Annotated in this window: 29 protein-coding genes and 3 tRNA genes; 18 read left to right on the top strand and 14 right to left on the bottom strand. The window is 59.2% G+C overall.

Annotated features, from left to right (window positions below):
- Positions 1–13 precede the first annotated feature (13 nt).
- From GS611_RS00850 to GS611_RS00840, 3 genes are all read left to right on the top strand, one after another.
- Positions 14–1,135, top strand: a complete 1,122-nt coding sequence (locus GS611_RS00850; protein WP_171630980.1) for an alpha-hydroxy acid oxidase — start codon at positions 14–16, stop codon at positions 1,133–1,135.
- Between the two features lie 160 nt (positions 1,136–1,295).
- Positions 1,296–4,733 carry a pyruvate carboxylase gene (locus GS611_RS00845; RefSeq protein WP_171630977.1) on the top strand — a complete coding sequence of 1,146 codons (3,438 nt, stop codon included), beginning with the start codon at positions 1,296–1,298 and terminating at the stop codon, positions 4,731–4,733.
- A 79-nt stretch (positions 4,734–4,812) separates the two neighbouring features.
- On the top strand, positions 4,813–5,196 hold the full coding sequence (locus GS611_RS00840) for an MAPEG family protein (RefSeq protein ID WP_171630974.1): 384 nt from the start codon (positions 4,813–4,815) through the stop codon (positions 5,194–5,196).
- 15 nt (positions 5,197–5,211) lie between these two features.
- Here the strand turns inward: GS611_RS00840 and GS611_RS00835 are convergent, their stop codons facing one another.
- Positions 5,212–5,364 carry a hypothetical protein gene (locus GS611_RS00835; protein ID WP_171167198.1) on the bottom strand — a complete coding sequence of 51 codons (153 nt, stop codon included), beginning with the start codon at positions 5,362–5,364 and terminating at the stop codon, positions 5,212–5,214.
- 150 nt (positions 5,365–5,514) lie between these two features.
- On the opposite strand from GS611_RS00835, the gene GS611_RS00830 reads away from it, so the two are divergent.
- The 3 genes from GS611_RS00830 to GS611_RS00820 all read left to right on the top strand — a co-directional run bounded on the left by GS611_RS00830 (position 5,515) and on the right by GS611_RS00820 (position 6,645).
- Positions 5,515–5,589: transfer RNA gene (locus GS611_RS00830), tRNA-Gly, on the top strand.
- Between the two features lie 33 nt (positions 5,590–5,622).
- Positions 5,623–5,697 (top strand) — tRNA-Gly (locus GS611_RS00825).
- Between the two features lie 81 nt (positions 5,698–5,778).
- The gene (locus GS611_RS00820; RefSeq protein WP_171630971.1) at positions 5,779–6,645 is read left to right on the top strand and encodes a GNAT family N-acetyltransferase; all 867 of its coding nucleotides are present in this window, start codon (positions 5,779–5,781) and stop codon (positions 6,643–6,645) included.
- On the opposite strand, the gene GS611_RS00815 is transcribed toward GS611_RS00820, so the two are convergent.
- Positions 6,642–6,881 carry an Lrp/AsnC family transcriptional regulator gene (locus GS611_RS00815; RefSeq protein ID WP_171630968.1) on the bottom strand — a complete coding sequence of 80 codons (240 nt, stop codon included), beginning with the start codon at positions 6,879–6,881 and terminating at the stop codon, positions 6,642–6,644. The genes GS611_RS00820 and GS611_RS00815 overlap by 4 nt on opposite strands.
- Before the next feature lie 154 nt (positions 6,882–7,035).
- Here GS611_RS00815 and hisB point away from each other — a divergent pair, with 154 nt between their 5' ends.
- Together hisB and hisH are read left to right on the top strand one after the other, a co-directional pair.
- The gene (gene hisB / locus GS611_RS00810) at positions 7,036–7,623 is read left to right on the top strand and encodes an imidazoleglycerol-phosphate dehydratase HisB (protein ID WP_171630965.1); all 588 of its coding nucleotides are present in this window, start codon (positions 7,036–7,038) and stop codon (positions 7,621–7,623) included.
- Positions 7,624–8,262: an imidazole glycerol phosphate synthase subunit HisH gene (hisH, locus tag GS611_RS00805; protein WP_171630963.1), complete on the top strand. Its 639-nt coding sequence runs from the start codon at positions 7,624–7,626 to the stop codon at positions 8,260–8,262.
- A 3-nt stretch (positions 8,263–8,265) separates the two neighbouring features.
- On the opposite strand, the gene GS611_RS00800 is transcribed toward hisH, so the two are convergent.
- Positions 8,266–8,667: a DUF2147 domain-containing protein gene (locus GS611_RS00800; RefSeq protein WP_171630961.1), complete on the bottom strand. Its 402-nt coding sequence runs from the start codon at positions 8,665–8,667 to the stop codon at positions 8,266–8,268.
- A gap of 134 nt (positions 8,668–8,801) precedes the next feature.
- Between GS611_RS00800 and hisA the strand changes: the two genes are divergently transcribed.
- Positions 8,802–9,524 (top strand): 1-(5-phosphoribosyl)-5-[(5-phosphoribosylamino)methylideneamino]imidazole-4-carboxamide isomerase, encoded by a 723-nt coding sequence (gene hisA / locus GS611_RS00795; protein ID WP_171630959.1) that lies wholly within the window; start codon positions 8,802–8,804, stop codon positions 9,522–9,524.
- Positions 9,525–9,528: 4 nt separating this feature from the next.
- The gene (locus tag GS611_RS00790) at positions 9,529–9,993 is read left to right on the top strand and encodes a DUF2867 domain-containing protein (RefSeq protein ID WP_171630957.1); all 465 of its coding nucleotides are present in this window, start codon (positions 9,529–9,531) and stop codon (positions 9,991–9,993) included.
- A 10-nt stretch (positions 9,994–10,003) separates the two neighbouring features.
- Here the strand turns inward: GS611_RS00790 and GS611_RS00785 are convergent, their stop codons facing one another.
- A complete protein-coding gene (locus GS611_RS00785) occupies positions 10,004–10,450 on the bottom strand; it encodes a DUF302 domain-containing protein (protein ID WP_253284940.1) in 447 nt (148 codons plus the stop codon).
- A gap of 226 nt (positions 10,451–10,676) precedes the next feature.
- Between GS611_RS00785 and GS611_RS21275 the strand changes: the two genes are divergently transcribed.
- From GS611_RS21275 to GS611_RS00765, 4 genes are all read left to right on the top strand, one after another.
- Positions 10,677–12,899, top strand: a complete 2,223-nt coding sequence (locus tag GS611_RS21275) for a fused MFS/spermidine synthase (RefSeq protein ID WP_171630955.1) — start codon at positions 10,677–10,679, stop codon at positions 12,897–12,899.
- Positions 12,900–13,006: 107 nt separating this feature from the next.
- The gene (hisF, locus tag GS611_RS00775) at positions 13,007–13,768 is read left to right on the top strand and encodes an imidazole glycerol phosphate synthase subunit HisF (protein ID WP_171630953.1); all 762 of its coding nucleotides are present in this window, start codon (positions 13,007–13,009) and stop codon (positions 13,766–13,768) included.
- Entirely contained in the window at positions 13,765–14,082 is a 318-nt protein-coding gene (locus GS611_RS00770; protein ID WP_171630951.1) for a phosphoribosyl-ATP diphosphatase, read from the top strand. The genes hisF and GS611_RS00770 overlap by 4 nt, the downstream gene beginning before the upstream one ends.
- 69 nt (positions 14,083–14,151) lie before the next feature.
- Entirely contained in the window at positions 14,152–14,724 is a 573-nt protein-coding gene (locus tag GS611_RS00765; protein WP_171114881.1) for a hypothetical protein, read from the top strand.
- On the opposite strand, the gene GS611_RS00760 is transcribed toward GS611_RS00765, so the two are convergent.
- The 4 genes from GS611_RS00760 to rlmB form a co-directional block, all read right to left on the bottom strand.
- A complete protein-coding gene (locus GS611_RS00760) occupies positions 14,721–15,191 on the bottom strand; it encodes a CoA-binding protein (protein ID WP_171630948.1) in 471 nt (156 codons plus the stop codon). The two genes, GS611_RS00765 and GS611_RS00760, sit on opposite strands and share 4 nt — an antisense overlap.
- A 196-nt stretch (positions 15,192–15,387) precedes the next feature.
- Positions 15,388–15,846, bottom strand: coding sequence for a YHS domain-containing (seleno)protein (locus tag GS611_RS00755; RefSeq protein WP_171630946.1), 459 nt, complete (start codon positions 15,844–15,846; stop codon positions 15,388–15,390).
- A gap of 97 nt (positions 15,847–15,943) precedes the next feature.
- Positions 15,944–16,225: a hypothetical protein gene (locus tag GS611_RS21060; RefSeq protein WP_371732231.1), complete on the bottom strand. Its 282-nt coding sequence runs from the start codon at positions 16,223–16,225 to the stop codon at positions 15,944–15,946.
- An 18-nt stretch (positions 16,226–16,243) separates the two neighbouring features.
- On the bottom strand, positions 16,244–17,014 hold the full coding sequence (gene rlmB, locus GS611_RS00750; protein ID WP_171630944.1) for a 23S rRNA (guanosine(2251)-2'-O)-methyltransferase RlmB: 771 nt from the start codon (positions 17,012–17,014) through the stop codon (positions 16,244–16,246).
- A 116-nt stretch (positions 17,015–17,130) separates the two neighbouring features.
- Between rlmB and GS611_RS00745 the strand changes: the two genes are divergently transcribed.
- Positions 17,131–17,214 (top strand) — tRNA-Tyr (locus GS611_RS00745).
- 151 nt (positions 17,215–17,365) lie between these two features.
- Positions 17,366–18,040 (top strand): VPLPA-CTERM sorting domain-containing protein, encoded by a 675-nt coding sequence (locus tag GS611_RS00740; protein WP_171630943.1) that lies wholly within the window; start codon positions 17,366–17,368, stop codon positions 18,038–18,040.
- Positions 18,041–18,120: 80 nt separating this feature from the next.
- On the opposite strand, the gene GS611_RS00735 is transcribed toward GS611_RS00740, so the two are convergent.
- The 5 genes from GS611_RS00735 to GS611_RS00715 all read right to left on the bottom strand — a co-directional run bounded on the left by GS611_RS00735 (position 18,121) and on the right by GS611_RS00715 (position 23,553).
- A complete protein-coding gene (locus GS611_RS00735) occupies positions 18,121–18,642 on the bottom strand; it encodes a DUF2478 domain-containing protein (RefSeq protein ID WP_171630940.1) in 522 nt (173 codons plus the stop codon).
- 70 nt (positions 18,643–18,712) lie between these two features.
- The gene (locus GS611_RS00730) at positions 18,713–19,378 is read right to left on the bottom strand and encodes an NnrU family protein (protein WP_171630938.1); all 666 of its coding nucleotides are present in this window, start codon (positions 19,376–19,378) and stop codon (positions 18,713–18,715) included.
- A 102-nt stretch (positions 19,379–19,480) separates the two neighbouring features.
- On the bottom strand, positions 19,481–21,547 hold the full coding sequence (locus tag GS611_RS00725; RefSeq protein WP_171630934.1) for a proline/glycine betaine ABC transporter permease: 2,067 nt from the start codon (positions 21,545–21,547) through the stop codon (positions 19,481–19,483).
- Positions 21,544–22,593, bottom strand: a complete 1,050-nt coding sequence (locus tag GS611_RS00720) for a glycine betaine/L-proline ABC transporter ATP-binding protein (protein ID WP_171630931.1) — start codon at positions 22,591–22,593, stop codon at positions 21,544–21,546. The genes GS611_RS00725 and GS611_RS00720 overlap by 4 nt, the downstream gene beginning before the upstream one ends.
- A 9-nt stretch (positions 22,594–22,602) precedes the next feature.
- On the bottom strand, positions 22,603–23,553 hold the full coding sequence (locus tag GS611_RS00715; protein ID WP_171630927.1) for an ABC transporter substrate-binding protein: 951 nt from the start codon (positions 23,551–23,553) through the stop codon (positions 22,603–22,605).
- A gap of 419 nt (positions 23,554–23,972) precedes the next feature.
- Between GS611_RS00715 and GS611_RS00710 the strand changes: the two genes are divergently transcribed.
- The gene (locus GS611_RS00710) at positions 23,973–24,635 is read left to right on the top strand and encodes a DNA-3-methyladenine glycosylase I (protein ID WP_171630924.1); all 663 of its coding nucleotides are present in this window, start codon (positions 23,973–23,975) and stop codon (positions 24,633–24,635) included.
- Positions 24,636–24,677: 42 nt separating this feature from the next.
- Positions 24,678–25,370 carry a hypothetical protein gene (locus tag GS611_RS00705; protein ID WP_171630921.1) on the top strand — a complete coding sequence of 231 codons (693 nt, stop codon included), beginning with the start codon at positions 24,678–24,680 and terminating at the stop codon, positions 25,368–25,370.
- On the opposite strand, the gene GS611_RS00700 is transcribed toward GS611_RS00705, so the two are convergent.
- Positions 25,367–25,774: a cytochrome c gene (locus tag GS611_RS00700; protein WP_171630919.1), complete on the bottom strand. Its 408-nt coding sequence runs from the start codon at positions 25,772–25,774 to the stop codon at positions 25,367–25,369. The two genes, GS611_RS00705 and GS611_RS00700, sit on opposite strands and share 4 nt — an antisense overlap.
- Positions 25,775–25,819 lie beyond the last annotated feature (45 nt).

The raw sequence follows: 25,819 nt of genomic DNA, 5'->3' as shown, positions 1-25,819 counted from the left end.
CGGATCAATCTGCATGGACTTGCACAGCACTTATCCCGGCATACCGGATCTGAAACACCGTGCGCGCCGTCGTCTGCCGCATTTCGTGTGGGAGTATATCGACAGTGGAACCGGGATTGAAACGACGCTGCACCGGAACCGCAAGGCGCTGGATGACGTGCGCCTCTGCCCCTCGATCCTGCATGGCGAGCTGGACTTTGATACGTCAAAGTCGTTTCTCGACGCTTCGTATCCGCTGCCGTTCGGAATCGCGCCGATCGGAATGTCCGGGCTGGTCTGGCCCCGCGCCGAGCAACTGCTTGCCAGCGCGGCCGCAGAGGCGGGTATTCCCTATACCCTGTCGACCGTAGCCAGCCAAAGCCCTGAAGACATGGCACCGCATCTTGGGGACAATGCCTGGTTCCAGCTTTACCCGCCCCGGGATCCGGATATTCGAAAAGACCTGCTGAACCGGGTCCGCAAGGCCGGGTTCAAAACCCTGGTCCTCACCGCGGATGTTCCCGTCGCATCGCGCAGGGAAAGGCAGACACGATCGGGCCTGCGGCAACCGCCAAAGCTGACCCCGCGCATTCTGGCGCAGATCGCCCAAAGACCCGCCTGGGCGATGGGCATGCTGCGCAACGGTGTGCCGCATATGCGAACGCTGGACAAATATATCGAAAACCCCGGGAATCTTCCGCCCACGGCTCATATCGGTTACCTGCTTCGAACCTCGCCGGATCTGGACTATGTCAAATGGCTGCGCGACCACTGGGACGGTCCGCTTGTCCTGAAGGGTGTCCTGCGACCAGAGGATACGAGAAGACTCGAACAGGTCGGTGTCGATGCTTTGTGGGTGTCGAATCATGGCGGTCGGCAATTTGACGCGGCCCCGGCCAGCATCGAGGTTCTGCCCTCTGTCCGGGATGCAACCCGCCTGCCCCTGATCTTCGACAGTGGTGTCGAAGGCGGTCTGGATATTTTGCGTGCCATGTCGCTGGGCGCAGACTTCGTGATGCTCGGGCGGGCTTTTTTATATGGTCTTGCGGCACTTGGCGCGCGGGGGCCTGCACATGTCATCGAGATTCTCAGGCAAGACCTGCATGCAAATATGGGCCAGATGGGCCTGGCAAGCCTGTGTCAGATTGAGAGTTAACGTTAAACATTTGATGCTGCGGCGCAGCAAAAGTATAAGGGCGCTGCGATCATAGGGCGTTTGCGAGCGATAACATGCCGGTTCTACCCAGAAGAACGGATATACCTGCGCGTATTCTCCGCCCAATAAGACGCCCATACACAAAAGACCGGGACCTATCATGACAGACTTCAACAAGATCCTGATCGCCAACCGCGGCGAGATTGCCATCCGCGTCATGCGCGCAGCAAACGAGATGGGAAAACGAACCGTCGCCGTCTACGCTGAAGAAGACAAACTGGGCCTGCACCGGTTCAAGGCTGACGAGGCGTATCAGATCGGTGAAGGCATGGGGCCGGTTGCCGCCTATCTTTCGATCGACGAGATCATCCGTGTTGCCAAGCAATGTGGCGCCGACGCGATTCATCCGGGCTATGGTCTGCTGTCCGAGAACCCGGATTTCGTCGATGCCTGCGTCAAGAACGGCATCACCTTCATCGGCCCCAAGGCGGAAACCATGCGCGCGCTTGGCGACAAGGCAAGCGCGCGACGCGTAGCCATCGAAGCAGGCGTTCCGGTCATTCCTGCCACCGAAGTTCTGGGCGATGACATGGACGCGATCCGCAAGGAGGCCGCCGAAATCGGCTATCCGCTGATGCTCAAGGCGTCCTGGGGCGGCGGCGGGCGCGGCATGCGCCCGATCCAGTCGGAAGAAGAGTTGGAAGAGAAAGTGCTGGAAGGCCGTCGCGAGGCCGAAGCCGCATTTGGCAATGGCGAGGGTTATCTGGAAAAGATGATCATTCGTGCGCGCCACGTCGAGGTGCAGATCCTGGGCGACAAGCACGGTGAAATCTATCACCTGTATGAACGCGACTGCTCGGTCCAGCGCCGGAACCAGAAGGTCGTGGAACGCGCCCCTGCCCCGTATCTGAGCGACGAACAGCGCGCCGAGATCTGCGAGCTTGGCCGCAGGATCTGTGCGCATGTGAATTACGAATGTGCCGGCACGGTCGAGTTCCTGATGGATATGGACACCGGCAAGTTCTATTTCATCGAAGTCAATCCGCGCGTTCAGGTCGAACACACCGTGACCGAAGAAGTCACCGGTATCGACATCGTGCAGGCGCAGATCCTGATCGCCGAGGGCAAGACGCTGGCCGAGGCGACCGGCATGGCCAGCCAAAAGGATATCCAGCTCAACGGGCACGCGTTGCAGACACGGATCACCACCGAGGACCCACAGAACAACTTCATCCCCGACTATGGCCGGATCACCGCCTATCGCTCGGCCACCGGTATGGGCATCCGTCTGGATGGCGGCACGGCCTATGCGGGCGGGGTGATTACGCGCTATTACGACTCGCTGCTGACCAAGGTTACGGCCTGGGCCCCCACGCCCGAAAAGGCGATCTCTCGGATGGACCGCGCCCTGCGCGAGTTCCGCATCCGCGGGGTTTCGACGAATATCGACTTCGTCATCAACCTGCTCAAGCATCCGACCTTCTTGTCGAACGAATACACCACCAAGTTCATCGACACGACGCCCGAACTGTTCACCTTCAAGAAGCGGCGCGACCGCGGCACCAAGGTTCTGACCTATATCGCGGACATCACCGTGAACGGGCATCCCGAAACCAAGGACCGCCCGCGCCCGCGCGCCGACCTGAAGGAGGCCAGGCCTCCGGCGCTGAAGGCCGAACCGCAGATGGGTACGCGCAACCTGCTGGAGCAGAAGGGCCCGCAGGCGGTGGCCGACTGGATGAAGGCGCAGCGCCAACTGCTGATCACCGACACCACCATGCGCGACGGGCACCAGTCTCTGCTGGCGACCCGGATGCGCTCGATCGACATGATCAAGGTGGCTCCCTCCTATGCGGCGAACCTGCCGCAGCTGTTCTCGGTCGAATGCTGGGGCGGCGCGACTTTCGATGTGGCGTATCGGTTCTTGCAGGAATGCCCGTGGCAGCGCCTGCGGGACCTGCGTGAGGCGATGCCGAACCTGATGACCCAGATGCTGCTGCGCGGCGCAAACGGCGTGGGCTATACGAACTATCCTGACAACGTGGTGCAGGAGTTCGTGCGTCAGGCGGCGACAGGAATTGACGTGTTCCGTGTCTTCGACTCGCTGAACTGGGTCGAAAACATGCGCGTGGCGATGGATGCGGTCGTCGATAGCGGCAAGATTTGCGAAGGTACCGTCTGTTACACTGGCGATATTCTTGACCCGGATCGCGCCAAGTACGATCTGAAATATTATGTCGGCATGGCGAAAGAACTGCGCGACGCCGGCGCGCATATTCTGGGCCTCAAGGACATGGCGGGCCTGCTGAAACCGGCCTCGGCCAAAATCCTGATCCGGGCGCTGAAGGAAGAGGTCGGGCTGCCGATTCATTTCCACACACATGACACCGCCGGTATTGCCAGCGCGACCATTCTGGCCGCGTCCGAGGCGGGCGTCGATGCAGTTGACTGCGCGATGGACAGCTTCTCGGGCAACACCAGCCAGGCGACGCTGGGCACCGTGGTCGAAGCGCTGCGCCATACCGACCGCGACACCGGGCTGGACATCAAGGCCATCCGTGAAATCAGCGATTACTTCGAGGCTGTGCGTGGCCAGTATGCGGCCTTCGAATCCAGCCTTCAGGCCCCCGCGTCCGAGGTCTATCTGCACGAGATGCCGGGCGGTCAGTTCACCAACCTCAAGGCGCAGGCACGCAGCCTGGGTCTGGAAGAACGCTGGCACGAAGTGGCGCAGATGTATGCTGACGTGAACCAGATGTTCGGTGACATCGTGAAGGTCACGCCGTCTTCCAAGGTCGTTGGTGACATGGCGCTGATGATGGTCAGCCAGAACATGACACGTGAACAGGTCGAGGACCCGAATACCGACGTGGCCTTCCCCGACTCGGTCGTGGACATGATGCGCGGCAATCTGGGTCAGCCTCCGGGCGGGTTCCCCGAGACCATCATCAAGAAGGTGCTGAAAGACGAGGTTCCCAACACGCAGCGACCCGGCAAGGACGTGCCCCCGGTCGATCTTGAAGCCACCCGCGCCGAGCTGTCCAAGCAGCTGGAAGGCAAAGAGGTCGATGACGAGGATCTGAACGGCTATCTGATGTATCCCAAGGTGTTCCTGGACTACATGGGTCGCCACCGGATCTACGGCCCGGTTCGTACCCTGCCAACGCGCACCTTCTTCTACGGCATGGAGCCGGGCGAGGAGATCACCGCGGAAATCGACCCCGGCAAGACGCTGGAAATCCGGTGTCAGGCCATTGGCGAAACGGATGAAAACGGAGAGGTCAAAGTGTTTTTTGAACTCAACGGCCAACCGCGCGTGATCCGGGTTCCGAACCGGTTGGTCACCTCGACCACGCAGGCGCGGCCCAAGGCCGAGGTCGGCAACCCGGATCATGTCGGTGCGCCGATGCCCGGTGTTGTTGCCACCGTCGCCGTAACAGCTGGCCAGCAGGTCAAGGAAGGCGACATGTTGCTGACCATCGAGGCGATGAAGATGGAAACCGGCATCCACGCCGAGCGCGATGCGACCGTCAAGGCCGTTCATGTGCAGCCCGGTGGCCAGATTGACGCAAAGGACCTTCTGGTCGAGCTGGAATAACCTGCCGAACCGGTTACAGTTCAAAGGGCCGCTCGGGAAACCGCGCGGCCCTTTTTCTATGCTGGAACGGAGACCCACCATGCTTGCTATCACCCCGATCTATGCGGCCCTGATCGCTATTCTTTACGTGGCACTCAGCGTCAAAGTGATCCTTCAGCGCCGCAGCGACAAAATCTCGGTCGGGGATGGGGGCAGCAAATTGATGATCAAGGCGATACGGACACATTCCAATTGCGCCGAATACGCCCCTATCGCCCTTTTGCTGATCGCCATGGTGGAATTGCAGGGAGCGGGCGGATTGCTTTTGCATATACTGGGCTTGATGTTGCTGGCCGGGCGTCTGCTGCACGCGTACGGATTCGGGCGCACGCCCCAGATCGTCATCCTGCGGCAGGCTGGCATGAGCCTGACGTTCCTGGCCATTCTGGTTGCGGCCATCGCCAACCTGATTCTGGCACTGTAGCTCGGTTGGCGGGTGTTATCCGGTCAGATCCGTCGTCATCACAAGGGGCGCTTTCAACAAAACGGGCGTGATCCGGTTGTGTTCGTGATCGTCCGATTTCGGCATCGCAGTGACCAGCAAGATCATTGCGGCCAGCGCCATTATCTTCATGTCTGCAACAGAAATCATGAAAGCCCCTCTGCCTGTGTCCTTTTTTGATCCGTGTTCGAGATTGAACGGGCCGGATGCCAGGTTCCGTCGAAATATTTTTCCTCTTTTTTGTGTTTTTCCGCTTGCAGCCCCGCGTGGGAATTTATAAATCCCTCCTCACTCAACGGCGCGGGCGTAGCTCAGGGGTAGAGCATAACCTTGCCAAGGTTAGGGTCGGGCGTTCGAATCGCCTCGCCCGCTCCATTGAGAGGTCTTCGGACCATATATGTATCTGATGCGGGCGTAGCTCAGGGGTAGAGCATAACCTTGCCAAGGTTAGGGTCGGGCGTTCGAATCGCCTCGCCCGCTCCAGATACGAAATTCTCCAGACATGCTGGTTCTTCACATGACATTGCGTCATTCTGGTTGCATTGCCCAACGCAGGATTCACCCATGTCTGATTACGTCATCCGCCCTCTTACCGTTGACGAGGTGCAAAAGGCCGTCGATTGGGCCGGGCGCGAAGGGTGGAACCCGGGGTATCACGATGCTCGTTGCTTCCACGGCACGGATACCCGCGGGTTTCTCGGCGGGTTCCTGGATGGCGAGATGATCGCTTCCATCTCGGTCGTTCAGTATGATGACGCCTTTGCGTTCCTTGGGTTCTACATCGTCCGGCCCGAGTTTCGCGGATCGGGCCACGGGTTGAAAATCTGGCGGCACGCCTTGGAAAACTGCAATGCGGACAACATCGGCCTGGATGGGGTCGTCGAGCAGCAGGATAACTACCGCAAGTCCGGTTTTTCCTTTGCCTATAACAACTACCGCTTTGGCGGGACAAAACGCGGGATTCTGGCCGCGCTCGGGGCGCAACCAGCTGCGCGGGCTGAGGAGCTGAACAGCCTCTCGGACGATCTAGCTGCCTATGACCGGCAGATGTTCCCTGCCCCGCGCGACATCTTCCTTCGCGATTGGCTGAGCGCGCCCAGCCACGCCTCGCGCGTGATTGCCGAGAACGGGGTGATCCGGGGCTATGCGACCCTGCGGCCCTGTCAAAGCGGATACAAGATCGGGCCGTTGTTCGCGGACGACGCCGAGATTGCCCAAGCCCTGTTGGCCTCGGTATTGGAAGCCATCCCCGACGATCACGCCACGCATGACGTGTTCATCGACATGCCGCAGCCCAACGCCGCCGCCTTTGCGCTGGCGGATGCGCTGGGTCTTGAAAAGGTCTTTGAAACGGCCCGGATGTATTCCGGCCACGCGCCGGATATCGATCTGAGCCGTGTCTTTGGCGTCACCTCATTCGAACTGGGTTAAAACGCCTTGAACGTCATTGTGGTCAGCGAGCGTTCGATATTGGGAATCACCAGCAGGTGTTCATTGATAAAATGACCCACATCCTCGGTTTCGGGGATATAGAGCTTGAGCAGCAGATCATATTCACCGCTGGTGGAATACAGTTCGGAGTGGATTTCGCGCAGGGCGATTTCCTCGGCGACCTTGTAGGTGGTGCCGGGCTTGCAGCGGATCTGGATGAAAACGCAGATGGACATGGTTTGACCCTATCGGTTCGTGTTGTTCGCAAGCTGACACGGGGCCAAGCCGGGTGCAATCCCCTGCAACAGTTTGCAGCGATCGCAACGCGCGGTCTGGAAAACCCCGACCTTCCCCGTCTATAAGCGCGCCTGTAGCAAAAGGAATTCGCCCATGCGCAGCGCAAAGATCAGCCGCCAGACTGCCGAAACCGAAATTTCGGTCGAGATCAATCTGGATGGCACCGGCATGTATGACAATCAGACCGGAGTTGGATTTTTTGATCACATGCTGGATCAACTGGCGCGCCATTCGCTGATCGACATGACGATCCGCGCCAAGGGCGATTACCACATTGATGATCACCACACGGTCGAAGATACCGGCATCGCGCTGGGGCAGGCTTTGACGCAGGCCCTGGGCGACAAAAAGGGCATCCGGCGGTACGGAGAATGCCACCTACCGATGGATGATGCTCAGGTGCGCTGTGCGCTGGACCTGTCCGGCCGCCCCTATTTGATCTGGAATGTGGACCTGCCGACGCAGAAAATCGGTGCATTCGACACAGAACTTGTGCGCGAGTTCTTTCAGGCGCTCAGCACCCATGGCGGCATCACGCTGCATATCGACCAGTTGCACGGCTTCAACAGCCACCACATCGCCGAGGCCGCATTCAAGGCCGTCGCGCGCGCGCTGCGAGACGCCGTTGAAACCGATCCGCGCAAGGCAGATGCGATTCCGTCGACCAAAGGCGCGTTGTAAATGCTGACCGCCATTATCGACTACGAAAGCGGCAACCTGCACTCGGCGGAAAAAGCGTTTCAGCGCATGGCGCAAGAGGTCGGCGCCGGTGAGGTTGTCGTCACCTCGGACGCGGATGTTGTGGCACGCGCGGATCGCTTGGTTCTGCCCGGCGACGGGGCGTTTCCGGCATGCGCTGCCGAATTGCGTGGGCACAAGGGCATCTATGACGCGATGGTCGAGGCGGTCGAACAGAAAGGCCGCCCGTTTCTGGGCATTTGTGTGGGCATGCAGTTGATGGCAACCAAGGGCCATGAATACAGCGAAACGGATGGTCTGGACTGGATTGCCGGCGATGTCGTCAGGATCGAGCCGTCAGACACATCGCTGAAAGTGCCGCATATGGGCTGGAACGATCTTGTTCTGGACAGCGATCACCCGGTGTTCAACGGGGTGAAATCCGGCGATCACACATATTTCGTCCACTCGTACCACTTCCGGGTTTCCGACCCGGCACAGCGATTGGCCTATGTGAATTACGGGCAAGAGGTCACGGCCGTCATTGGCCGCGACACGATGGTTGGAATGCAGTTTCACCCCGAGAAAAGCCAGGACGTTGGCCTGCGCATGCTGGGCAACTTCCTGACCTGGAAACCCTGAGGCTTACTGAACACGCGCCCAGGTTTGACCGCGGCAGATCAGACCGCCCGCCACACATCCCTTGACGGTCAGTTTGTTCTGGCCGTCCAGTGACATTTTTGAATTGTAGGTTTTGTTCCGGTCCGGTGCCCAGATCTTGCCGCTATCATAGCTTCCGCCGCCATCGGGCACCATGTCCCAGATGATCTGTTTGCCCAGGTTTTCATATTCCAGCTGCTCGTTGCCATCCGCATCAAAGGCGCTGTCGATGGTTCCGCAGATCGCACTGCCGCATCCGGAAATCGTCACATGCAGATAGCCGCCGGTATCACCGGGTGCAGTCTTCCACAGACCGTCGACGGGATCCGCAGCCATCGCGCTGGTCGCAAGAAACATCAAACCCGCTGCAAACGTAAATTTCTTCATGATTGTCTCCCTGTTTTGATGGCAGTCTGACCCGGCAACCAGCTGCGGGCAAGAATGACCCAGCGTCGCGTTGCATCCCCTGCCCCGCCTGTGCGATATCCCGCGCGTGCAACACAGATATAGGGCCGCCCGACATGATCCTCTACCCCGCCATCGACCTCAAAGACGGCAATGCCGTGCGCCTGCTGCGTGGTGAAATGGACAAGGCCACCGTGTTCAACGAAGACCCCGCCGCGCAGGCCCGCGCCTTTGTCGAGGCCGGGTGCGAGTGGCTGCACCTGGTCGATCTGAACGGCGCTTTTGCAGGTGAGCCGGTCAACGCCGCCCCGGTCGAAGCGATTCTGAAAGCCTGCGACGTGCCCGCGCAATTGGGAGGCGGCATCCGCGACATGGCCACCATCGAGACCTGGATCGACAAAGGTCTGGCCCGCGTGATTCTGGGCACGGTCGCGGTCGAGAACCCCGATCTGGTGCGCGAAGCGGCCAAAGCCTTTCCCGGCAAGGTCGCCGTGGGCATCGACGCGCGCAACGGTCTGGTTGCCACCAAGGGTTGGGCCGAAGAAACCGACGTTCAGGTAACCGATCTGGCCCGCAGCTTCGAAGACGCGGGCGTCGCTGCGATCATATACACCGACATCAACCGGGACGGCGCGATGCAGGGCCCCAATGTCGAGGCCACCGCAGAGCTTGCCAAATCGGTCGATATTCCGGTCATCGCATCTGGCGGCGTGTCCTCGATCGCCGATCTGATCGCCCTGCGCGATTGTGGCGCAGCTTTGAACGGTGCCATTTCCGGCCGCGCGCTTTATGATGGAGCGATTGATCTGAAAGAGGCTCTGACCGCGCTCAGAGGATAGCTTTATGTTTCATTCGCCGGTAAAGCGTTCCGAACTGTCCGCGCACAGCCTGCTGAACGAACGGTTTAAAACCGGCGACTTTCTGGACTGCTTCAGTGTTGAATCCAATCTTCCGCCGCGCCGGGCCGCGGAAATCATCACCGCGTTCCCCGGATGGGTGCTGGCATTGGTTCGGCTGCGCGGCCTGTTGGTGACACCCTTTGGCCTCAGCACGACAGGCCCGGATGCTGACGACAAGCTGGGGATCTTCCCGGTCGAACATGATGGCAGGACCGAGGTGATCGCAGGATTCAACGATCGCCACCTGGATTTCCGGGTGTCCGTCCTGTCGGAAAACGGCCGCATCTCGCTGGCCACATGGGTCCGACGCCATAACCTTGGCGGGCGCCTGTATCTGGCTGCGATCCTGCCGTTTCACATCCTGATCGCTAGAAACGCGCTTGCGCGTGTGAAAAGCGCAAGCACATAACCCAAAAGGTCTAACCCGCGGCCGCAGCGGTCAACTTGGCGAGCGCACCGCGCATCTTCTCGACTACAGGTGACTTTTCGACGTCATCCAGCTCGTCCATCGTTTCCTTGGGGTCTTCATAGGCCAACCAGACCTGACCGTTCCCATCCTCATACGCCTGCACCTTGAGCGGCAGGAACAATCCTGCACGCGGATCGATCTGCATGGCCGGCGTGCCCAGCGCAGGATTGCCGAAAATCAGCACTTGATTGGCCGGAATGGGCGTACCGACCTTTTCCGCCCCGGCCGCGTGGTCGATACGGGCGAAGACAGTGGCCCCTGCGTTGCCAACCGCTGCTTCCAGCGCATCCAGCGCCTCGGCTACGGATTTGTTCGTTTGAACTTTGATGATGTCGTCAGCCATGGCGGCCAAAGCCCCTCCGAGCGAAAAAATTGCAGCAAGTATCAAGCTACGCATGTCGGTATTCCTTCTGTAATATTCACTCCAATTCTCACAGGTTTTGGAAATCTGACAATCACAAGTCTGGCATCAGCAAAGCTTTGCCAGAATTGATGACGCCCATTTTATCCTGGCTTTGGAGAACAATCCGACCAGAAGCCAAACATTTCACTGGGTTGAGCCATAATTCGGGCGGAATCCCCGCTTCACTCCTTCGTCAAACACAACAACCCGGGTGGCAAACGTGAGTGTTTCCAACCTAGACGTTCCCAAAACGTCCAGATTCGGATCGGCAACCATTGCGATCTTCTGTGCGGCGATTTTCACGAGCGCCAGTCTTCTGTTCTTTGTCCAGCCGCTTTTTGCCAAACTGGTTCTTCCAAAAATCGGCGGCGCCCCGGCGGTCTGGACGACGGCTATGCTGTTTTTCCAAGTGGTGCTGATATTCGGGTATGTTTACGCGCACCTGTTGACCAAGTTTCTGCCCTTGCGCTGGCAGATCATCGCCCATTTTGCCTTTTGGGTGGCGGCGCTGACTTTCCTGCCGCTGTCCACCAGCGAAAGCTGGAGCTATGACGCCGCGACCTCGACCGCGCTGCAAACGCTTGGCCTGTTCGCCGTAGGTGTGGGTGTACCTTTTGCGGTATTGTCGGCAAATGCGCCCCTGTTGCAGGCCTGGTACGCCAGGTCGGGCGGGCCTTCGGCGGATGATCCGTATTTCCTCTACAGCGCCAGCAATGTCGGATCCTTGCTGGCGTTGTTGGCCTTCCCCCTGGTTGCGGATCCATTTTTTGGCGCAGCCGAGATCAGCCGTGCCTGGCTGGTCGGCTTCGTGCTGTTCGGCGCGCTTTTGCTTGGCAGTGGCATGATCGCCTTGCGGGGATCACGGCACACGAAGCCGTCGGTTCAAACGGCGCTAAAGGCCAGTTTCCCGACCCTGCGGCAGATCGCTGTCTGGGTGTTCGTCGCCTTCATCCCCTCTTCCTTGATGCTGTCCTTCACAACGCGGGTTAGCACGGATCTGGGTGCTCTCCCGTTGATCTGGGTTGTTCCGCTGGCGGGCTATATCCTGTCCTTCATCATCGCGTTTGCCAAATGGAAACACCTGACGCTTGATGCCTTGAACCTGCCCATGCTGGCGGCGCTGGCGGCGGGTGTCTTACTGGTGTCCAAGGTGGTCAGCGAGCATGACGCGCCGGTGGTTATTCTGCTCTATGTCCCGGTGTTGTTCATCATCGCACTTTTTGCGCACCGCCTGCTGTACGACATGCGCCCATCCGCCGAGCAATTGACCGTGTTCTACATCGCCCTTTCCATGGGCGGAGCAATTGGCGGGCTGTTCAACTCGATCGTTGCGCCGATTGCCTTCACACGTGAGTTGGAGGCGCCAATCACCATGATTCTGGCCGGAGGCTTGTTTCTTGTCCGCGCCCCGGGATTTGCCCTTCGCCATGTCATCATGGGCATCGCGGCAAGTGTTTTCATCCTCGTCATCGCAGGTGCGACACGCGGCGTCGCGGCGCTGAGCGCGGATATCCCGCGTGCAGGCGCGCTGTTCTTGCTGATATTCGCAGTGCTGTACCTGTTCCGGGCGCAGGCCATGCGTATCCCTGTGGTTCTTACCGTCGTTCTGCTTCCCGCATTTGCGGTAAAGAACAATCCGGTGTTCGAAGATCGCAGCTTTTTCGGCGTGCATTCCGTGTATTCAAGCAAGGGCTACCGTCTTTACAAGAACGGCACCACGGTGCATGGCTGGCAACGCGAATCCGAATATGGCACTCGACCCACACCGCTGTCCTATTATCACCCCGAAGGACCGATGGCGCAGGTCATCACGTCGGACTTCGGCAAGCAATCCAACAGCATCGGAATTGTCGGTCTTGGAACAGGTGCACTGGCCTGCTATCGGCAGCCTGCTCAAAACTGGGACTTCTTCGAGATCGACGCGACCGTTGACCAGATCGCACGCGACCCTTCGCTGTTCACCTATCTGTCGGAATGCACGCCCGATTCCGAGACCCATCTGGGTGACGCCCGGATCGTTCTGAAGCAAAAGCCTTTTGCCTTCGATATCCTGGTTTTGGATGCGTACAGCTCGGACGCGATTCCGCTTCACCTGATCACACGCGAGGCGGTAGAGATGTACACCAGCCGCCTGGCCGATGATGGGGTTTTGGTGTTCCACATCACAAACCGGTTCTACGATCTGGTCCAGCCTTTGGCCCGAATTGCCGACAGCCTGAACCTGACCGCTGCGCATCAGCAGCTGGCCGTGGGTAAAGAGCAGGTTGAAACCGGAGCCGCCACCAGCAGCGTTGTGATCCTGAGCCCCGACAAATCCCGAATTGAGAGTTTTGCGCAGGATGGAAACTGGCAAATCGTCGAAACCGACGGAGCGCCGCCATGGACCGATGGTAAGGCAAACCTGCTTTCGGCACTGAAACTGCTGAAGAACCGGGATCACTAAGCCCCCCGCTCCGCCCATGGCCCGTGCTACCAGGGCCATGGGCGGCAAAACGTCTGTGGCATCGGCGGCGCTTTGTCGGTAAAGGTCCGGCAACGAAGGACGATCAGATGCTGAAGACCCGGATCATTCCCTGCCTTGATGTTGCCGATGGCCGCGTGGTCAAAGGCGTGAATTTCGTCGGTCTGCGCGATGCGGGCGATCCCGTGGAATCGGCCAAGGCGTATGACGCCGCAGGCGCGGACGAAATCTGTTTTCTTGATATCCACGCAACCCACGAAAACCGCGGCACCATGTTCGATGTGGTACAGCGCACCGCCGAGCAGTGCTTTGTACCTCTGACAGTCGGCGGCGGAGTTCGCACCAAGGATGATGTCCGCGCCCTGTTGCTGGCGGGGGCAGACAAGGTCAGCTTCAACTCGGCAGCCGTCGCCAATCCCGACGTGATCGCGGAATCAGCAGATCAATTCGGCAGCCAGTGCATCGTCTGCGCCATCGACGCCAAGACGGTCAGCCCCGGAAAGTGGGAGATTTTCACGCATGGCGGCCGCAAGCCAACGGGCATTGATGCGGTCGAGTTCGCAAAAACTGTTGTCGCCAAAGGCGCCGGGGAAATTCTGCTGACCTCGATGGACCGCGACGGCACCAAGGCTGGCTTCAACCTGCCCCTGACCCGCGCGATTTCCGATTCCGTGGATGTGCCCGTGATCGCAAGCGGCGGTGTCGGTAAACTGGACCATCTGGTCGAAGGCGTCACCCAAGGTGGCGCAAGTGCGGTGCTTGCAGCCTCGATCTTCCATTTCGGAGAATACACGATCCGCGAAGCCAAAGAGCATATGGCCGCCGCAGGCATTCCGATGAGGCTGACATGAGCATTCTGCACGACCTTGCTGCCACGATTAAGGCGCGTAAAGGGGCTGATCCCGATTCAAGCTGGACAGCCAAGCTGCTTGCAAAGGGTCCCGAGAAATGCGCCGAGAAATTTGGTGAAGAAGCCATCGAAGCCATCATCGAAGCCACAAAGGGCGATCAGGCCAAGCTGACCGCCGAAGCCGCAGACGTGCTGTATCACCTGCTGGTCATGCTGGCCGCCCGGGACGTGGCGCTGGAGGATGTTCTGGCCGAACTTGCGCGCCGTCAGGGCATCAGCGGCATTGCCGAAAAAGCCGCCCGCCCCAAAGGGTAACGGCCGGGTTCCGCGCCGCCGCAACGCCCGCTATACTCGGGCGTCAGAATGACAGGCCGAGGGCGCGACATGATCCGAATTTTGATGCTTGTGGCAACGCTTGCCATCGTTGCGGCATGTGCGGCGCCTCCCCCTTCGACCGGGGATGAGGTGCAACGCCTGACAGCCGAGATTCAGCGTCTTGGCCCGGATATCGATCCGGAAGAAGCCCGCCGGGCGGCGCAAGTCGCCTATTCCTATACCGCGCAGCTGGTGGACGAATACCAGATCACCGACCCGCCGCTGATCCACAATGCGAAGGTCAACAAGGGATTGCGCCCGCGTGGTCTGTGCTGGCATTGGGCCGAGGATATCGAGCGTCGTCTGAAACAGGAAAACTTCCAGACGCTGGAATTGCACCGCGCCATCGCCAACGCCGACAATCCGTTGAGGATCGACCACAGCACCGCGATTATCAGTCGCAAGGGTGAATCGCTGTATGAGGGCGTCGTGCTGGATCCGTGGCGCTATGGCGGGGTTTTGTTCTGGTCACCTCTGGTCGAGGATACCCGATATGATTGGGTCCCTCGGGACGTGGTGCTGGAAAAACGACGACAGGAACAGGTTGCCCGCCTGAAACCCTATCAGCCAGCAACGCCCTAAAGCTTGGACGAGATGATCCCGGTGGAAAACCCACCCATGCGCAGCTCGCCAAACAGGCGCTGATACTCGATCTTCGGACAGCGGTTCATCACGACGTCCACACCGCGGGCCTCGGCCTTGGCTGCCGCTTCAGGGTGTTCAACCCCGATCTGCATCCAAATCGTTCCGAGGGACGGGAACCCCTCCAACGCTTCGTCCACAATGGGCGGCACGGATTCGGACCGTCGGAAGATGTCTACCATGTCCACGGGTTCGGATATCTCCGAAAGGCTGCCGCGTACCGTCTGGCCAAACAGGTCGTTCCCGGCATGGCCCGGATTGACCGGGATCACGTTGAACCCTTTCAACGACAGGTAGCGGGCGACGTAGTAGCTGGGCCGCACCGGGTTCATGGACACCCCGACAACGGCAACGGACTTGGTGCGTTGCAGAATGGTTCTCAGGTGCTGATCGGAATAGTCTGGCATGCCCTATCCTTAGCAGGGTTCCAAAAAGAAAAAAGCGCCCAAGAAACCTTGGGCGCCAGTTGTTGGAACGAGGGACAGTGAAATGACCCGCGGCAGTTCCATTCCGCGGTCACTGTGACATTTAGGCATATATTTGTTAAAAAAAAGAGGGGCGGCGCATTTTTGTGATGACTCTTCACGATTAGCTGATTCCCGCTCATTCGTGATAGAGGATCGCCGGCCAGTTTTCTTCAGCCAACTCAATGTATTCTGCCTGATCCTGCTTCCAGATTTCTTCGATCTCGATCGAGTGTGTCAGGTACAGACGACCATCCACGACTTTCCAGGCCTTGGGGTCCGAGCTCTTCAGAACGCCCATCGCCATTGCATATGAACAATACCCGCCGAACTGCGGCGCGAAAGCACGGGGATTGCTTTCGAACAGCTCGCGGTTCTCCTGCGAGGTGAAATGCCACCGCGCCCCTTTCCACATCACGGAATTCTCGGGCATGCCCATGATCGGCGTAGAACCGTCGAAATAGGACACGGCGTCATACCCGGCCAACGCCACCCCTTCGGTGGCGTAGTAAACGGGCCTTTCCTGCGCATACGTGGCAGGCGCCAGAAAAAAAGCGCACAGCGCGCCAAGTGTGGAACGTCGGGTCAGCATTGCCATGTCAGAATCTGAAATCACTGGGGTATCAAGATGCAATTTTTTGCTGCATGCGGAACCCCTGTTGACGTGGATGTGAACGATCTTCACCCAAAAACGTTCAATCGAAAATGTCTTCGATCACATCCCAGGCTTCATCGAACACGCGCGAGAACATGCTCTTTTTCTTCTTTTTTCGCTTGGCCTTCCGCGGAGGGGCATGAGAAACCGCAGATCGCACCGTTTTGGCAGGCGCGGCCTTCCGCTTGGGCAGCATCTTCAGATCGTGCAAAGGTGCGCCACAACTGGAACAGCTCAGCTCGTGCCGTTCTTTGCCCCTCAGGACCAGCGCAGCCCGGGTCCCGCAATAGCAGCAGGTCGCAATTTTGGATGGACCGGAAATAGCGCTCTCCTTTTTTTGTCAGGGCCGGGATGCATATAAGGCGATTGCCGCCGCATTTGAGACATTCAGCGATCCGAATCCCCCGGCTGCGTCAATTTTCACCAATTGATCCACGGTTTCCTTCGTCTTTTGGCGCAATCCCGGGCCTTCCGCCCCCAGAACAAGTGCGACGGGACGGTCCCGACCGTCGCTCAGCGCGCCTTCGATCGTTACCTCTGCTTCACCATCCAACCCAAGGACCAGAAATCCCATATTCTGTAGTTCAACAATTGTGTCGGCCAAGTTGCGCATCCGCAGATAGGGTTGACGCTCCAGCGCGCCGCTGGCGGTTTTTGCCAGTGCCCCGGTCTCGGGCGCGGAATGGTGGCGGGTGCCTATGACGGCACTGGCACCCAGAACTTCGGCCGAGCGCAGAATCGCCCCGACATTGTGCGGGTCCGTAACGCGGTCCAGAAGGATGACGCGTGGATTTTCCCGACCGATGCAGTTTTCGGCCAGACCGCCCCAATCCAGCGGCTTCACCTCCAGCGCGGCACCCTGGTGCACCGAGCCTGCATCGATGGGCGCCGAGAACTTGCGCGGATCAGCCATCTCGGGCTCGATACCAGAGAATTCAATCGCTTCCGCCAGTTTGTCCCGCGCATTGCGCGTTACGATCAGGCGCAACTTCTGCCGATTGGGGTTCATCAAAGCGTCGCGAACTGCATGCAGACCGAACAGCCAAACGGTTTCGGCAGCCGCGGCCTTGCGCGCCTGTTCCTTTTCAACGACCCATTTAGGTTTCTTCATTTTTCAGGCCTCCGGGCCGGGAATTCGGTTTCCTGCGCCAAAGCGAAATTTTCCTGTTGACGCTCCTTTGGTGCGCTAGTAATCACGCCTCCACGTCAGGTGCAACGCCTGACAGTGGGCGACAGGCCGCAAGGTGTGGCAGGGGACTGTAACTCCCTCGCGGAGACGCACGCCTGGTTCGATTCCAGGGTCGCCCACCATCTTTCCCGTAGAATTCAAAGATGGCCAGAACGCATTGCCCACGCGTGCTTATGTGCATGCTTATGCGCAATGACGGCTGCAAAGACTCGTAAAAGTTGCGTAACCGGGCACCGCCCGCTAGTCTGTTTACGTATTTGCGAGGGATTTGTTATGAGACTGTTTTTGGCGGCGCTTGCCGTGTGTGTCGCGGGCGCAGCAAATGCGCTGACTATTACATTTGATATCGACTTCCCGAACGATCCGAGGTCTGGGTTCACGACCTACCAAGGAACCAGCCAGGGCTTTACGTTTGACTACGCGGCTGTCTACAGCTTCGGAAACTATATCAACCTTCACGATGATAGCGGGGTTCTCTCGACCACAATCAAGCCGGTCAATGGTGGCAGGTTTACGGTGCAGACCGCCGATATACTAGGCGCGTCTCTGGCTTACACAACGGGATCTGGACCAGCGCCCGCGTACGGGACCGCGGCATACAATCAATGGCTTACAGGCGGACCAACCACCTTTCCTACAGTCACGTTTTCCGGGCTCCGAAATGGTGCCGTTGTCGCCAGTCAGACCTTTGGTAATACACCCTTGGCCACATTTGGTTTCTCTAATGCCTTTACTGCGATTGACGCGCTTCTGCTGACCTACAACAGCCCCTCTCAGATCCGGCACCCGTTTGTGACAACACCAAATACGGCATGGTGCAGTCAATATTGCGGGGAAATCTGGGTAGACAATCTAGTCGTCGCACCGGTCCCCCTGCCCGCAAGCGGGCTGCTTTTGATCGGGGCTGTTCTGGGCCTGTTCGGGTACCGCAGGCTTAAGACAACCTAGTTGCACCCAACATCAAAAAAAACGGCGCTGATTGTTGGTCAGCGCCGTTTTTTGTTTCTTAACCAAGGGTTTGGAAGGTTCTATTCTGCCGCCGGGCGCAGTTCCGAGACCTTGTTGAACCACGCCTCGATTGCATCCAGATCCGCCGGCAGGGCTTGCGCTGCGCCATCCGCGAAAGTCTGGAATTTCTCTTCGTTCAAACCGTTCACGCCGACCAGAACCGGAATATCCATCGCCAGGGCTTCGCCGATCACGGGGCGGAATCCACGCCCATCGGATTCATGCTTGCCGAATTTGTTGATGATCAGCAATTGGGGCGCGCCCTCCAGCGAGGCAGTCACATATCCCACCGCCTGTTCCAGCGCTGCCGGGTCCAGACGGCAGCCGCGCGACTGGGTGCCCAGCGACTGCGAAATGCGGATGGTTTCACCGTCGGGAAGCACGCGCAAGTCCATATCGCATTTGCTGCTGTCGGCGCATTCCGTGTTTGTTTGCACGACACCGGCCAGTTTTGCTCCGGAGGCCAGCAGGCGGTCCGCAACGGCGCTCAGCAGGCGGTCCGTCGCGCCGCGATCGGTGGTGGTGACATAGGCCAGATGCATCTTGGACCTCTTGTAATTCGTTTGTGACGTTTCAAATAGCACGCATGACACCGCCCGGCCACTCCCTCGTTCACGGAAGCGGGGACAGGCCAATCACAGGGGCGTGCAGGTGAAGCAGAACCGCATAGGCGGCAAGTGCGGCCAGCCACACCCCGGGACGCGGCCAGGGACGCGGTGCGCGCAGTGAGAACCGCGCCGTGTAACGGGACAAGCGGACCCATTCAAAGCCCATTTCCCGCGACTTGCGCCGGTCGACAAGGGCCATGCCCATGGCTGCGAAACCGGCAAACAGGCCGAACAGAATCACATGTGACAGGCTGCCATTGGCAAGAAGATGTGCCACCGCCCACAGCATCAGCGCGGCAAGGATCGGGTGTCGGGTGGTGCGCAGGATACCGGGCTGTTCTGGGTCAAAGGGCCGATTGCCCAGCCCTCCGAATGAGAACGGGTTCTGAATGATCAGCCCCGCAACAGCCAGCCAGCAGACCACCGGCATGATCAGAACCGGCGCCCAGCGCAAAACCGCAAATGGCGGAATGACCTCGACATAAGGAGCGTTGGCAGCGGCGATGATCAACCACGCCAGGACGGCCAGCGACAGAACCGAATAGGCCGTGAAATACCCCCGGCGTCCGAGTGTATCGATCAGCCGTCCGCGTATGGCGGGTCGCACCGGAATCGCGTGGCTGAGAAGGAATGTGACGAGCGCTGCAAGGAATAGGACCCAACCGGTCATGGTGATCTCCGCGTTATTGGGATCGGTCTAGATCAGGACGACACTGGTATCCTTGTCCAAAATCAAGTTCGGCGCAGGGGCGGTGCATCGCCCCTGCCCTGTTTACAATCCAAGCGCCGCGCGGCGTTCTTCGGCAAACCCCTGCACGATGCGGTCGGCAATCAGCGCCAGAATCGCCATCGCGGCCCCGGCCGAAATGCCAAGCCCCACATCTGCCTGACCCAGCGCCAGATAGATCGACTGCCCCAGACCCGTGGTGCCAATGAGGGCGGCGATCACCAGCATCGCAAAGGCATAGAGGATGGTCTGGTTCAACCCCAGCAGGATCGTGGGCGCGGCATAGGGCGCGCGCACGTCGCGCATGATCTGCCACTCGGTCGCACCGCTTGAGATCGCGGCCTCCATTATCTCGTCCGGCGTGTTGACCAACCCGTGCCGCGTGTAGCGGATCATGGGCACGATCGCATAGGCGCAGATTGCCAGAAAGGCCGAGAACTCGCCGATCTGGAACACCATGAGAACCGGGATCAGGAACACGAACAGAGGGATTGTCTGCAACATGTCGCAGATCGGACGGACCACTTTCCACACCGGTTCCCAGACCGCGCTGGCAAGGCCGATCAGGCCGCCGACCACGGCACAGGAAAACACCGCCGCACCGCTGAGGTAAAGCGACAAGAGCGCTCTCTCCCACAGGCCCGAAACGAGGATAGTGCAAAGCAGCCCCACGCACAGCGCCGCCAGACGCCAGCCCCCCGCGACCCAGCCCAGAGCAGCGGCGCCGGTCAGGACAAAGGGCCACGGCAGGTTGGCAATGCCGGTTTCCAGCATTCCAATCAGAATCATGACGATCAGACCACCCGTCAGCCGCCCACGCCATGCCATCAACAGCGCGATCCCGGCACCTGCGGCAAACAGGCCAAAGCTCATGCCCGGCGTCCACTGAAAGCCCCAGGTGAAGGGCAGCACCGCCTGATCCAGACCGATCCGCAAAGGCAGCAGCACATAGAAAAGTGAGTTGTTCTTGAGCGCATCCAACCATGGGCCATTGGCCTGAGTGAACGCGGTCAGGCCGCTGTCCACGGCCTCGGCCATCGGATCCAGCAAGGTCAGTTCGGATGGGTTCGGCAACCACGCCCAGAAGGCGGCGGTGAAGACCATGGCGAAACCCAACATCGCCCAGACAACCCGGCTGTCATAACGTTTGCGCTCGGTCGCCAAGGTGCCGCTCATGCGATCTATGACGACGGCAAAGACCACGATGACCAGACCCGCCATCAGAGACTCCCCGAACTGCGCCTTGCGCATGGTCAGCAGAACCTCCCAGCCGATATCGTTGAACCCACCGATGACGGCGGCAATGATGACCATGGACAAGGCCGCCATCAGACACTGGTTCACACCGACCATGATCTGCGTCGTGGCGGCGGGAATTTCGACCTGAAACAGTTGCTGAAAACGCGTGCCACCGGACATGATGGCGGCCTCTTTGATCTCGGGCTCCACCCGTTCCAGCCCCAGCATCACGTTGCGCGCCATGGGCGGCGCAGCATAGATGGCCGAGGCGATCAGACCGACAACCGGGCCAAAGCCAAAGAGCAGCAACAGTGGTGTCAGATATGCGAAGGTCGGCACCGTCTGCATGACATCCAGAACCGCCTGAACGAAGGATTTCACCCGCGGTACCTCGTTGGCGAGGATGCCGATGCCACCACCCAGTATCAACGCCACCGGAACGGATACTGCGACCAAGGCCAGAGTGTTCATGCTCTCAGCCCAGTAACCCGACGCCAGAACAAAGCTGAGGCCCAGAAAGCCCAGCGCGGCCATGGGCAAACCGCCCAGATACCAGCCCAGCGCGGTCACGATCCCGATCAGAATGGGCCATGGTGTGTTGCCAAGAACGAAATTCGCCCAGTTCATCGGATAGGTCATCAAATCCGAGAACAACCGCATCGCCGGTTTGATCAGGTTCAGAAACCAGTCCAGAAACGTGCCCACCCATTGGGTTGCAGGCAGTTCCCACGCGGCGGGCCATTTGACCAGCCATGGGGCGATGCCCTCGAGTGCAAGGCAAACTGCGCCGACGACAACCGTAATCAGGGCGGCCTTGGCGCCCGCCGTCAGCCGCGCGCCGTGCTGCGTCGGAACCTCAGTTACGGCGGTCATGTTTCGTCCACCTGAAGCGCGGCAGCCAGATCGGACGGGTGCACCGTGCCAACGACATTGCCATCGGCATCCCGCACCGGCACGGGTTCATAAAGTTCCATGCAATGGGCCAGGGCCGCGTCCAGTGTCATCGATGTGGTCAGGCCGGGATCGTCCGGGCCGCACTCTGCCTCGTTTCGCATGACCGAGGCGACCTTGGCATGCTGCCCCTTGGCGACGTCCTTCGAGAATTCGCGCACATAGTCATCGACGGGTCGCAGGACGATATCCGTGGGCGTGCCGATCTGCACGATCTTGCCGTCCCGCATGATGGCGATGCGGTCAGCCAGCTTAAGCGCTTCCTGAATATCGTGGGTGATGAAGACGATCGACTTCTTCAACGTCGCTTGAATGCGCAGGAATTCATCCTGCAACTGGCGACGGATCAGTGGATCAAGCGCCGAGAACGGTTCGTCCAGAAACCAGATGTCAGGGTTTACGGCAAGACTGCGGGCGATACCCACCCGCTGCCGCTGCCCGCCGGAAAGTTGTCGCGGGAAGCTGTCTTCGCGCCCTTCCAGACCGACCAGCGAAATCACTTCCTGCGCGCGGTCCAGCCGTTCCTTTTTGCCCACGCCCTGAACGCGCAGAGGATATGCGACGTTTTCAGCAACGGTCATGTGGGGGAACAGGCCGAAATGCTGGAACACCATGCCCAGTTTTTTCCGGCGCAGCTCGGTCAGGGCCTTTTTTGAGGCGCCGATGACATTTTCGCCGTCCACCCGAATCTCACCGCCTGTGCCGGGCAGCAGCTGCGAAATGCAGCGGATCAGCGTGGATTTGCCCGAGCCCGACAGGCCCATGATGACGAAAAGTTCACCTTCCTGAACTTCGAAATTGGCATCCTGAACGGCGGGGATCAGCCCCTGTTCGCGAAGGGCGACGGCAGCCTTGTCGGCGTCATTCCCTGACCGAGACAGCGCGTCGGTCAGGGCTTTGTCAGCGCCCGGGCCAAACACCTGCCAGAGATTCCGGCAGGCGATGGCTGGCACAGTCGTGTCAGTCACCTAAGTGGCTCACTTGGTCGCCGCGTCGACAACAGGACGCCATTTGTCTTCGTTCTCGGCCATCCATGCGGCGACAACTTCTTCGACCTGACCGCCGTCGACATCGATCGCGCCCATCATCGGCTGCTGGTCTTCGACCGCCAGTTGATAGTTGGACAGGATCTCATAGGCGGCCGGCCACTTTTCTTCCAGGCCGCTCCAGCCGGCTTTGAAGATGCGCGATGGCGAAAAGTCGCAATCGTTTACCGCGTTCGGGTTCGGACCCCACGCCGGATCGTTAAAACATGCCTCTTCACCTGCGGGCAATTCAACGAACTGCACGTCATAGGCAGACATCGCCCAGTGCGGCTGCCAGAATGTGATCAACAGCGGCGATTTACGCTCGGTCGATGCGCGAAGTTCAGCGATCAGGGCACCTTCGGAACCGGCGGGGACAGCCTTGAACGGCAGCTCAAGGCCAGTCATGCGATCCGCACCAGGCGTGCCCCAGTCGGCCGGATAGTCGACCAGACGGCCACCGGGCAGAGTTTCCGCCGTGGCGAACACCTGCGCGCAGTCTTTCAGCGCTTCCCACGCAGGCAAGCCGGGGCACAGATCAGCGACATGCGCCGGGTATGCGATACCTTCCTTGGCATCCAGGCCAAGATCGCCGATTTCGACAACCGTGCCTTCCTCGATCTTCTTTGCATATTCATCCGAAACATTGGACGACCAGATTTCAAGCGTCGCGTCGATGTCTCCATCGGCCAGCGCCTGAAACTGGTTCATCATGCCGGCGGTCACATATTCCACGTTATAACCGGCGGCCTTGAGCATTTCACCCGCCACATGCGTGGTCACGTGCTGACCGGTCCATTCGTTGATCGCCAGTTTGATCGGCTCGTCCACGGCCCCCATATCCGCCGCATGCGCCGCACCGGCAACGGTCAGGGCCATAAGGCTTACACTCAGTTTTTTCATGGATTTTCTCCCTGTCTTATTTGTTTTGCCCACCCCGGCAGGGGTTTCCCGCCGGTGTCTTTGTCTGATGACAATACCATGCCGCAACATGCACAAATTTGGTCGGAAAAGGAAAGTGATCAGTTTGTAACAGCGCGGCTTTCTTGCCGCTGAAGCGTTGATTTTTTCCCGCAGGCGCCGCAAGGACCCCCGCCCAACCCGCCATTATCCCCCGCCCCGGGGCACGGAATGTTGACTGACGAGTCAATCACAAACCGTTTTAAACCCGTTTGTCGAGGATTTCTTTGACAGTTCAGTGTTTTTTCTTGTTCGGGCCGAGTTTCATTTCCGGTCGGGTGGCTTTCGAACACCGAAAATTCCCATTGCAAAAGGAAGGCAAAACAAAACACTCTTCCTAAGACAGCTTCAAGGTTGGGTTCATGCGTTCATTTGATGAGATCTTTGATATTGCCGCCTCTCGCCACGGTGGGATCGAAGCCTTTGAAGCACAGCTGAACAAGCCCAAAAGCCACGAAGAACTGGCGGCGATGCCCGACAACCGGTGGCTATCGATCATCACGAAATGCGTCTTTCAGGCCGGTTTCAACTGGAAGGTCATCGAAAACAAATGGGATGGATTCGAGGCCGCCTTTGACGGCTTTGATGTGGGCCGCTGTGCGTTTATGGATGATGAAAAGTTCGATTCCCTGCTGCAAGACACACGCATTGTCCGCAATGGAACCAAGATCGCAGCAGTGCGTGACAACGCGGCGTTCCTTTTGGAACTGCGCAACGAAGGCGGCGCGGGCCAGGTTCTGGGGGGCTGGCCCTCTGATGACTATGTCAACCTTCTTGCCATGCTGTCCAAACGCGGGTCTCGTCTTGGCGGGGCTTCGGCGCAATATGCCATGCGTTTTGCGGGCCGCGACAGTTTCATTCTGTCGCAGGACGTCACCGCCCGTCTGATCGCCGAGGGCGTGATCGACAAACCCGCTACGTCGAAAAAAGCCATGGCGGCGGTACAACGGGCCTTCAATTCCTGGATGGATCAATCCGGGCGGTCTTTGACGGAAATCAGCCGGGTTCTGGCCATGAGCCTGTGAAAACCGTTTGCGGATCGCAAGCAGAGGACTAGGATTCACCTCATGGGTCTGCGCGTATTCCTGTGTGCTCTTTTATTGCTGTCCTCTTGCGGCCGTCCGTTGACAAAGCAAGAGCGCGACTTTGCGGATGCCATTCAGGGCGAGACCCTGAATCTGGACAGCGTGCGATTGGTCCAAGGCGCGCCGGTTACCAATGTGACGTATTTCCGCGAAGAGCGGCCACGTCTGGCCTGCCGCGAGCGCATCCTTCCTCCGGTAGAACCCGGGCCGGTGACCGGCAGGCCAGCCGCCGTGGCCCTGTTCAACAAGGTCTATTTTGCGCGCGACTGGTATCTGGAAGACTACATGTCCGATTTTCCGGATCAGATGAACCTGGTGGCCGCGATGCTGCTGGCCCATGAACTGACGCATGTCTGGCAGTGGCAGAATCGCCGGACCACCGGTTACCACCCGTTGCGAGCAGCGGCGGAACATGGTGGGCGCAGCGACCCGTATCTTTTTGACCTCGAAACCTCGCCGGACTTCCTGTCCTACGGGTTTGAACAGCAGGGCGCCATCGTTGAGGAATACGTTTGCTGCCGTGCGCTGGACCCTCAGGCCACCCGAACCAAACGGCTGCACAGGATGCTGAGTGCGCATTTTGATCTGTCCCCGCTTCCGCAAAAAGGGCGTGAGCGCGCGATCTTGCTTCCCTGGAGCGAGGCCGAGATCGACGGGATTTGCAGCGGAACCTAATTCTTCTGAAGTGTTTCCAGATAGGCCACCAGATCCACGATGGGCTGGCTCGTCAGAATTGGCTGACCCTGCGGCGTTTTCATGGATGTGTCCTGCCCGTCAAAATAAGGACCATAAACCGGCATAGGGCTACCATGGCTGACCAGCGGATCCCGACCATCAATGCGGGCGACAACGCGGGCAGTCGGGAACACGCCCTCTTCGTTGGACAAAGCGGTCAGATCACTTGGTTGAACCACCAGCACGGCTGCCATCGGACCCTGACCCATCGCATCGATTCCGTGGCAGGTCGCGCAATGGTGCATATAGAGTTCCTCTCCGGTCTTCGCGTCCTGAGCCCAGGCGGCCTGCGAGGCAGCAGCCGAAACCCCAAGAACCATTACACTGATTGTTGCCTTGAACATCGTATCCTCCTGCCTGGATTGGCATTTGCAGGGTTGCCCGATGAC

It is taken from the genome of Ruegeria sp. HKCCD6119 (assembly GCF_013110585.1).
GTDB lineage: Bacteria > Pseudomonadota > Alphaproteobacteria > Rhodobacterales > Rhodobacteraceae > Ruegeria.
This window is presented reverse-complemented; position numbering and strand designations above follow the sequence as displayed.

Excerpts from the sequence above, each read along its gene's own strand:
- GS611_RS00790 (WP_171630957.1), top strand. The coding sequence starts at position 9,529 with ATGTTTCATTCGCCGGTAAAGCGTTCCGAACTGTCCGCGCACAGCCTG.
- GS611_RS00765 (WP_171114881.1), top strand. The coding sequence starts at position 14,152 with ATGATCCGAATTTTGATGCTTGTGGCAACGCTTGCCATCGTTGCGGCA.
- GS611_RS00785 (WP_253284940.1), bottom strand. The coding sequence starts at position 10,450 with ATGCGTAGCTTGATACTTGCTGCAATTTTTTCGCTCGGAGGGGCTTTG.
- GS611_RS00850 (WP_171630980.1), top strand. The coding sequence starts at position 14 with ATGGACTTGCACAGCACTTATCCCGGCATACCGGATCTGAAACACCGT.
- GS611_RS00725 (WP_171630934.1), bottom strand. The coding sequence starts at position 21,547 with ATGACCGCCGTAACTGAGGTTCCGACGCAGCACGGCGCGCGGCTGACG.
- hisA (WP_171630959.1), top strand. The coding sequence starts at position 8,802 with ATGATCCTCTACCCCGCCATCGACCTCAAAGACGGCAATGCCGTGCGC.
- GS611_RS00845 (WP_171630977.1), top strand. The coding sequence starts at position 1,296 with ATGACAGACTTCAACAAGATCCTGATCGCCAACCGCGGCGAGATTGCC.
- GS611_RS00835 (WP_171167198.1), bottom strand. The coding sequence starts at position 5,364 with ATGATTTCTGTTGCAGACATGAAGATAATGGCGCTGGCCGCAATGATC.
- GS611_RS00715 (WP_171630927.1), bottom strand. The coding sequence starts at position 23,553 with ATGAAAAAACTGAGTGTAAGCCTTATGGCCCTGACCGTTGCCGGTGCG.
- GS611_RS00740 (WP_171630943.1), top strand. The coding sequence starts at position 17,366 with ATGAGACTGTTTTTGGCGGCGCTTGCCGTGTGTGTCGCGGGCGCAGCA.
- GS611_RS00735 (WP_171630940.1), bottom strand. The coding sequence starts at position 18,642 with ATGCATCTGGCCTATGTCACCACCACCGATCGCGGCGCGACGGACCGC.
- GS611_RS00770 (WP_171630951.1), top strand. The coding sequence starts at position 13,765 with ATGAGCATTCTGCACGACCTTGCTGCCACGATTAAGGCGCGTAAAGGG.
- GS611_RS00815 (WP_171630968.1), bottom strand. The coding sequence starts at position 6,881 with ATGTCCATCTGCGTTTTCATCCAGATCCGCTGCAAGCCCGGCACCACC.
- GS611_RS00730 (WP_171630938.1), bottom strand. The coding sequence starts at position 19,378 with ATGACCGGTTGGGTCCTATTCCTTGCAGCGCTCGTCACATTCCTTCTC.
- rlmB (WP_171630944.1), bottom strand. The coding sequence starts at position 17,014 with ATGAAGAAACCTAAATGGGTCGTTGAAAAGGAACAGGCGCGCAAGGCC.
- GS611_RS00755 (WP_171630946.1), bottom strand. The coding sequence starts at position 15,846 with ATGGCAATGCTGACCCGACGTTCCACACTTGGCGCGCTGTGCGCTTTT.
- GS611_RS00705 (WP_171630921.1), top strand. The coding sequence starts at position 24,678 with ATGGGTCTGCGCGTATTCCTGTGTGCTCTTTTATTGCTGTCCTCTTGC.
- hisF (WP_171630953.1), top strand. The coding sequence starts at position 13,007 with ATGCTGAAGACCCGGATCATTCCCTGCCTTGATGTTGCCGATGGCCGC.
- hisH (WP_171630963.1), top strand. The coding sequence starts at position 7,624 with ATGCTGACCGCCATTATCGACTACGAAAGCGGCAACCTGCACTCGGCG.
- GS611_RS00710 (WP_171630924.1), top strand. The coding sequence starts at position 23,973 with ATGCGTTCATTTGATGAGATCTTTGATATTGCCGCCTCTCGCCACGGT.
- GS611_RS00820 (WP_171630971.1), top strand. The coding sequence starts at position 5,779 with ATGTCTGATTACGTCATCCGCCCTCTTACCGTTGACGAGGTGCAAAAG.
- GS611_RS00760 (WP_171630948.1), bottom strand. The coding sequence starts at position 15,191 with ATGCCAGACTATTCCGATCAGCACCTGAGAACCATTCTGCAACGCACC.
- hisB (WP_171630965.1), top strand. The coding sequence starts at position 7,036 with ATGCGCAGCGCAAAGATCAGCCGCCAGACTGCCGAAACCGAAATTTCG.
- GS611_RS00840 (WP_171630974.1), top strand. The coding sequence starts at position 4,813 with ATGCTTGCTATCACCCCGATCTATGCGGCCCTGATCGCTATTCTTTAC.
- GS611_RS00700 (WP_171630919.1), bottom strand. The coding sequence starts at position 25,774 with ATGTTCAAGGCAACAATCAGTGTAATGGTTCTTGGGGTTTCGGCTGCT.
- GS611_RS00800 (WP_171630961.1), bottom strand. The coding sequence starts at position 8,667 with ATGAAGAAATTTACGTTTGCAGCGGGTTTGATGTTTCTTGCGACCAGC.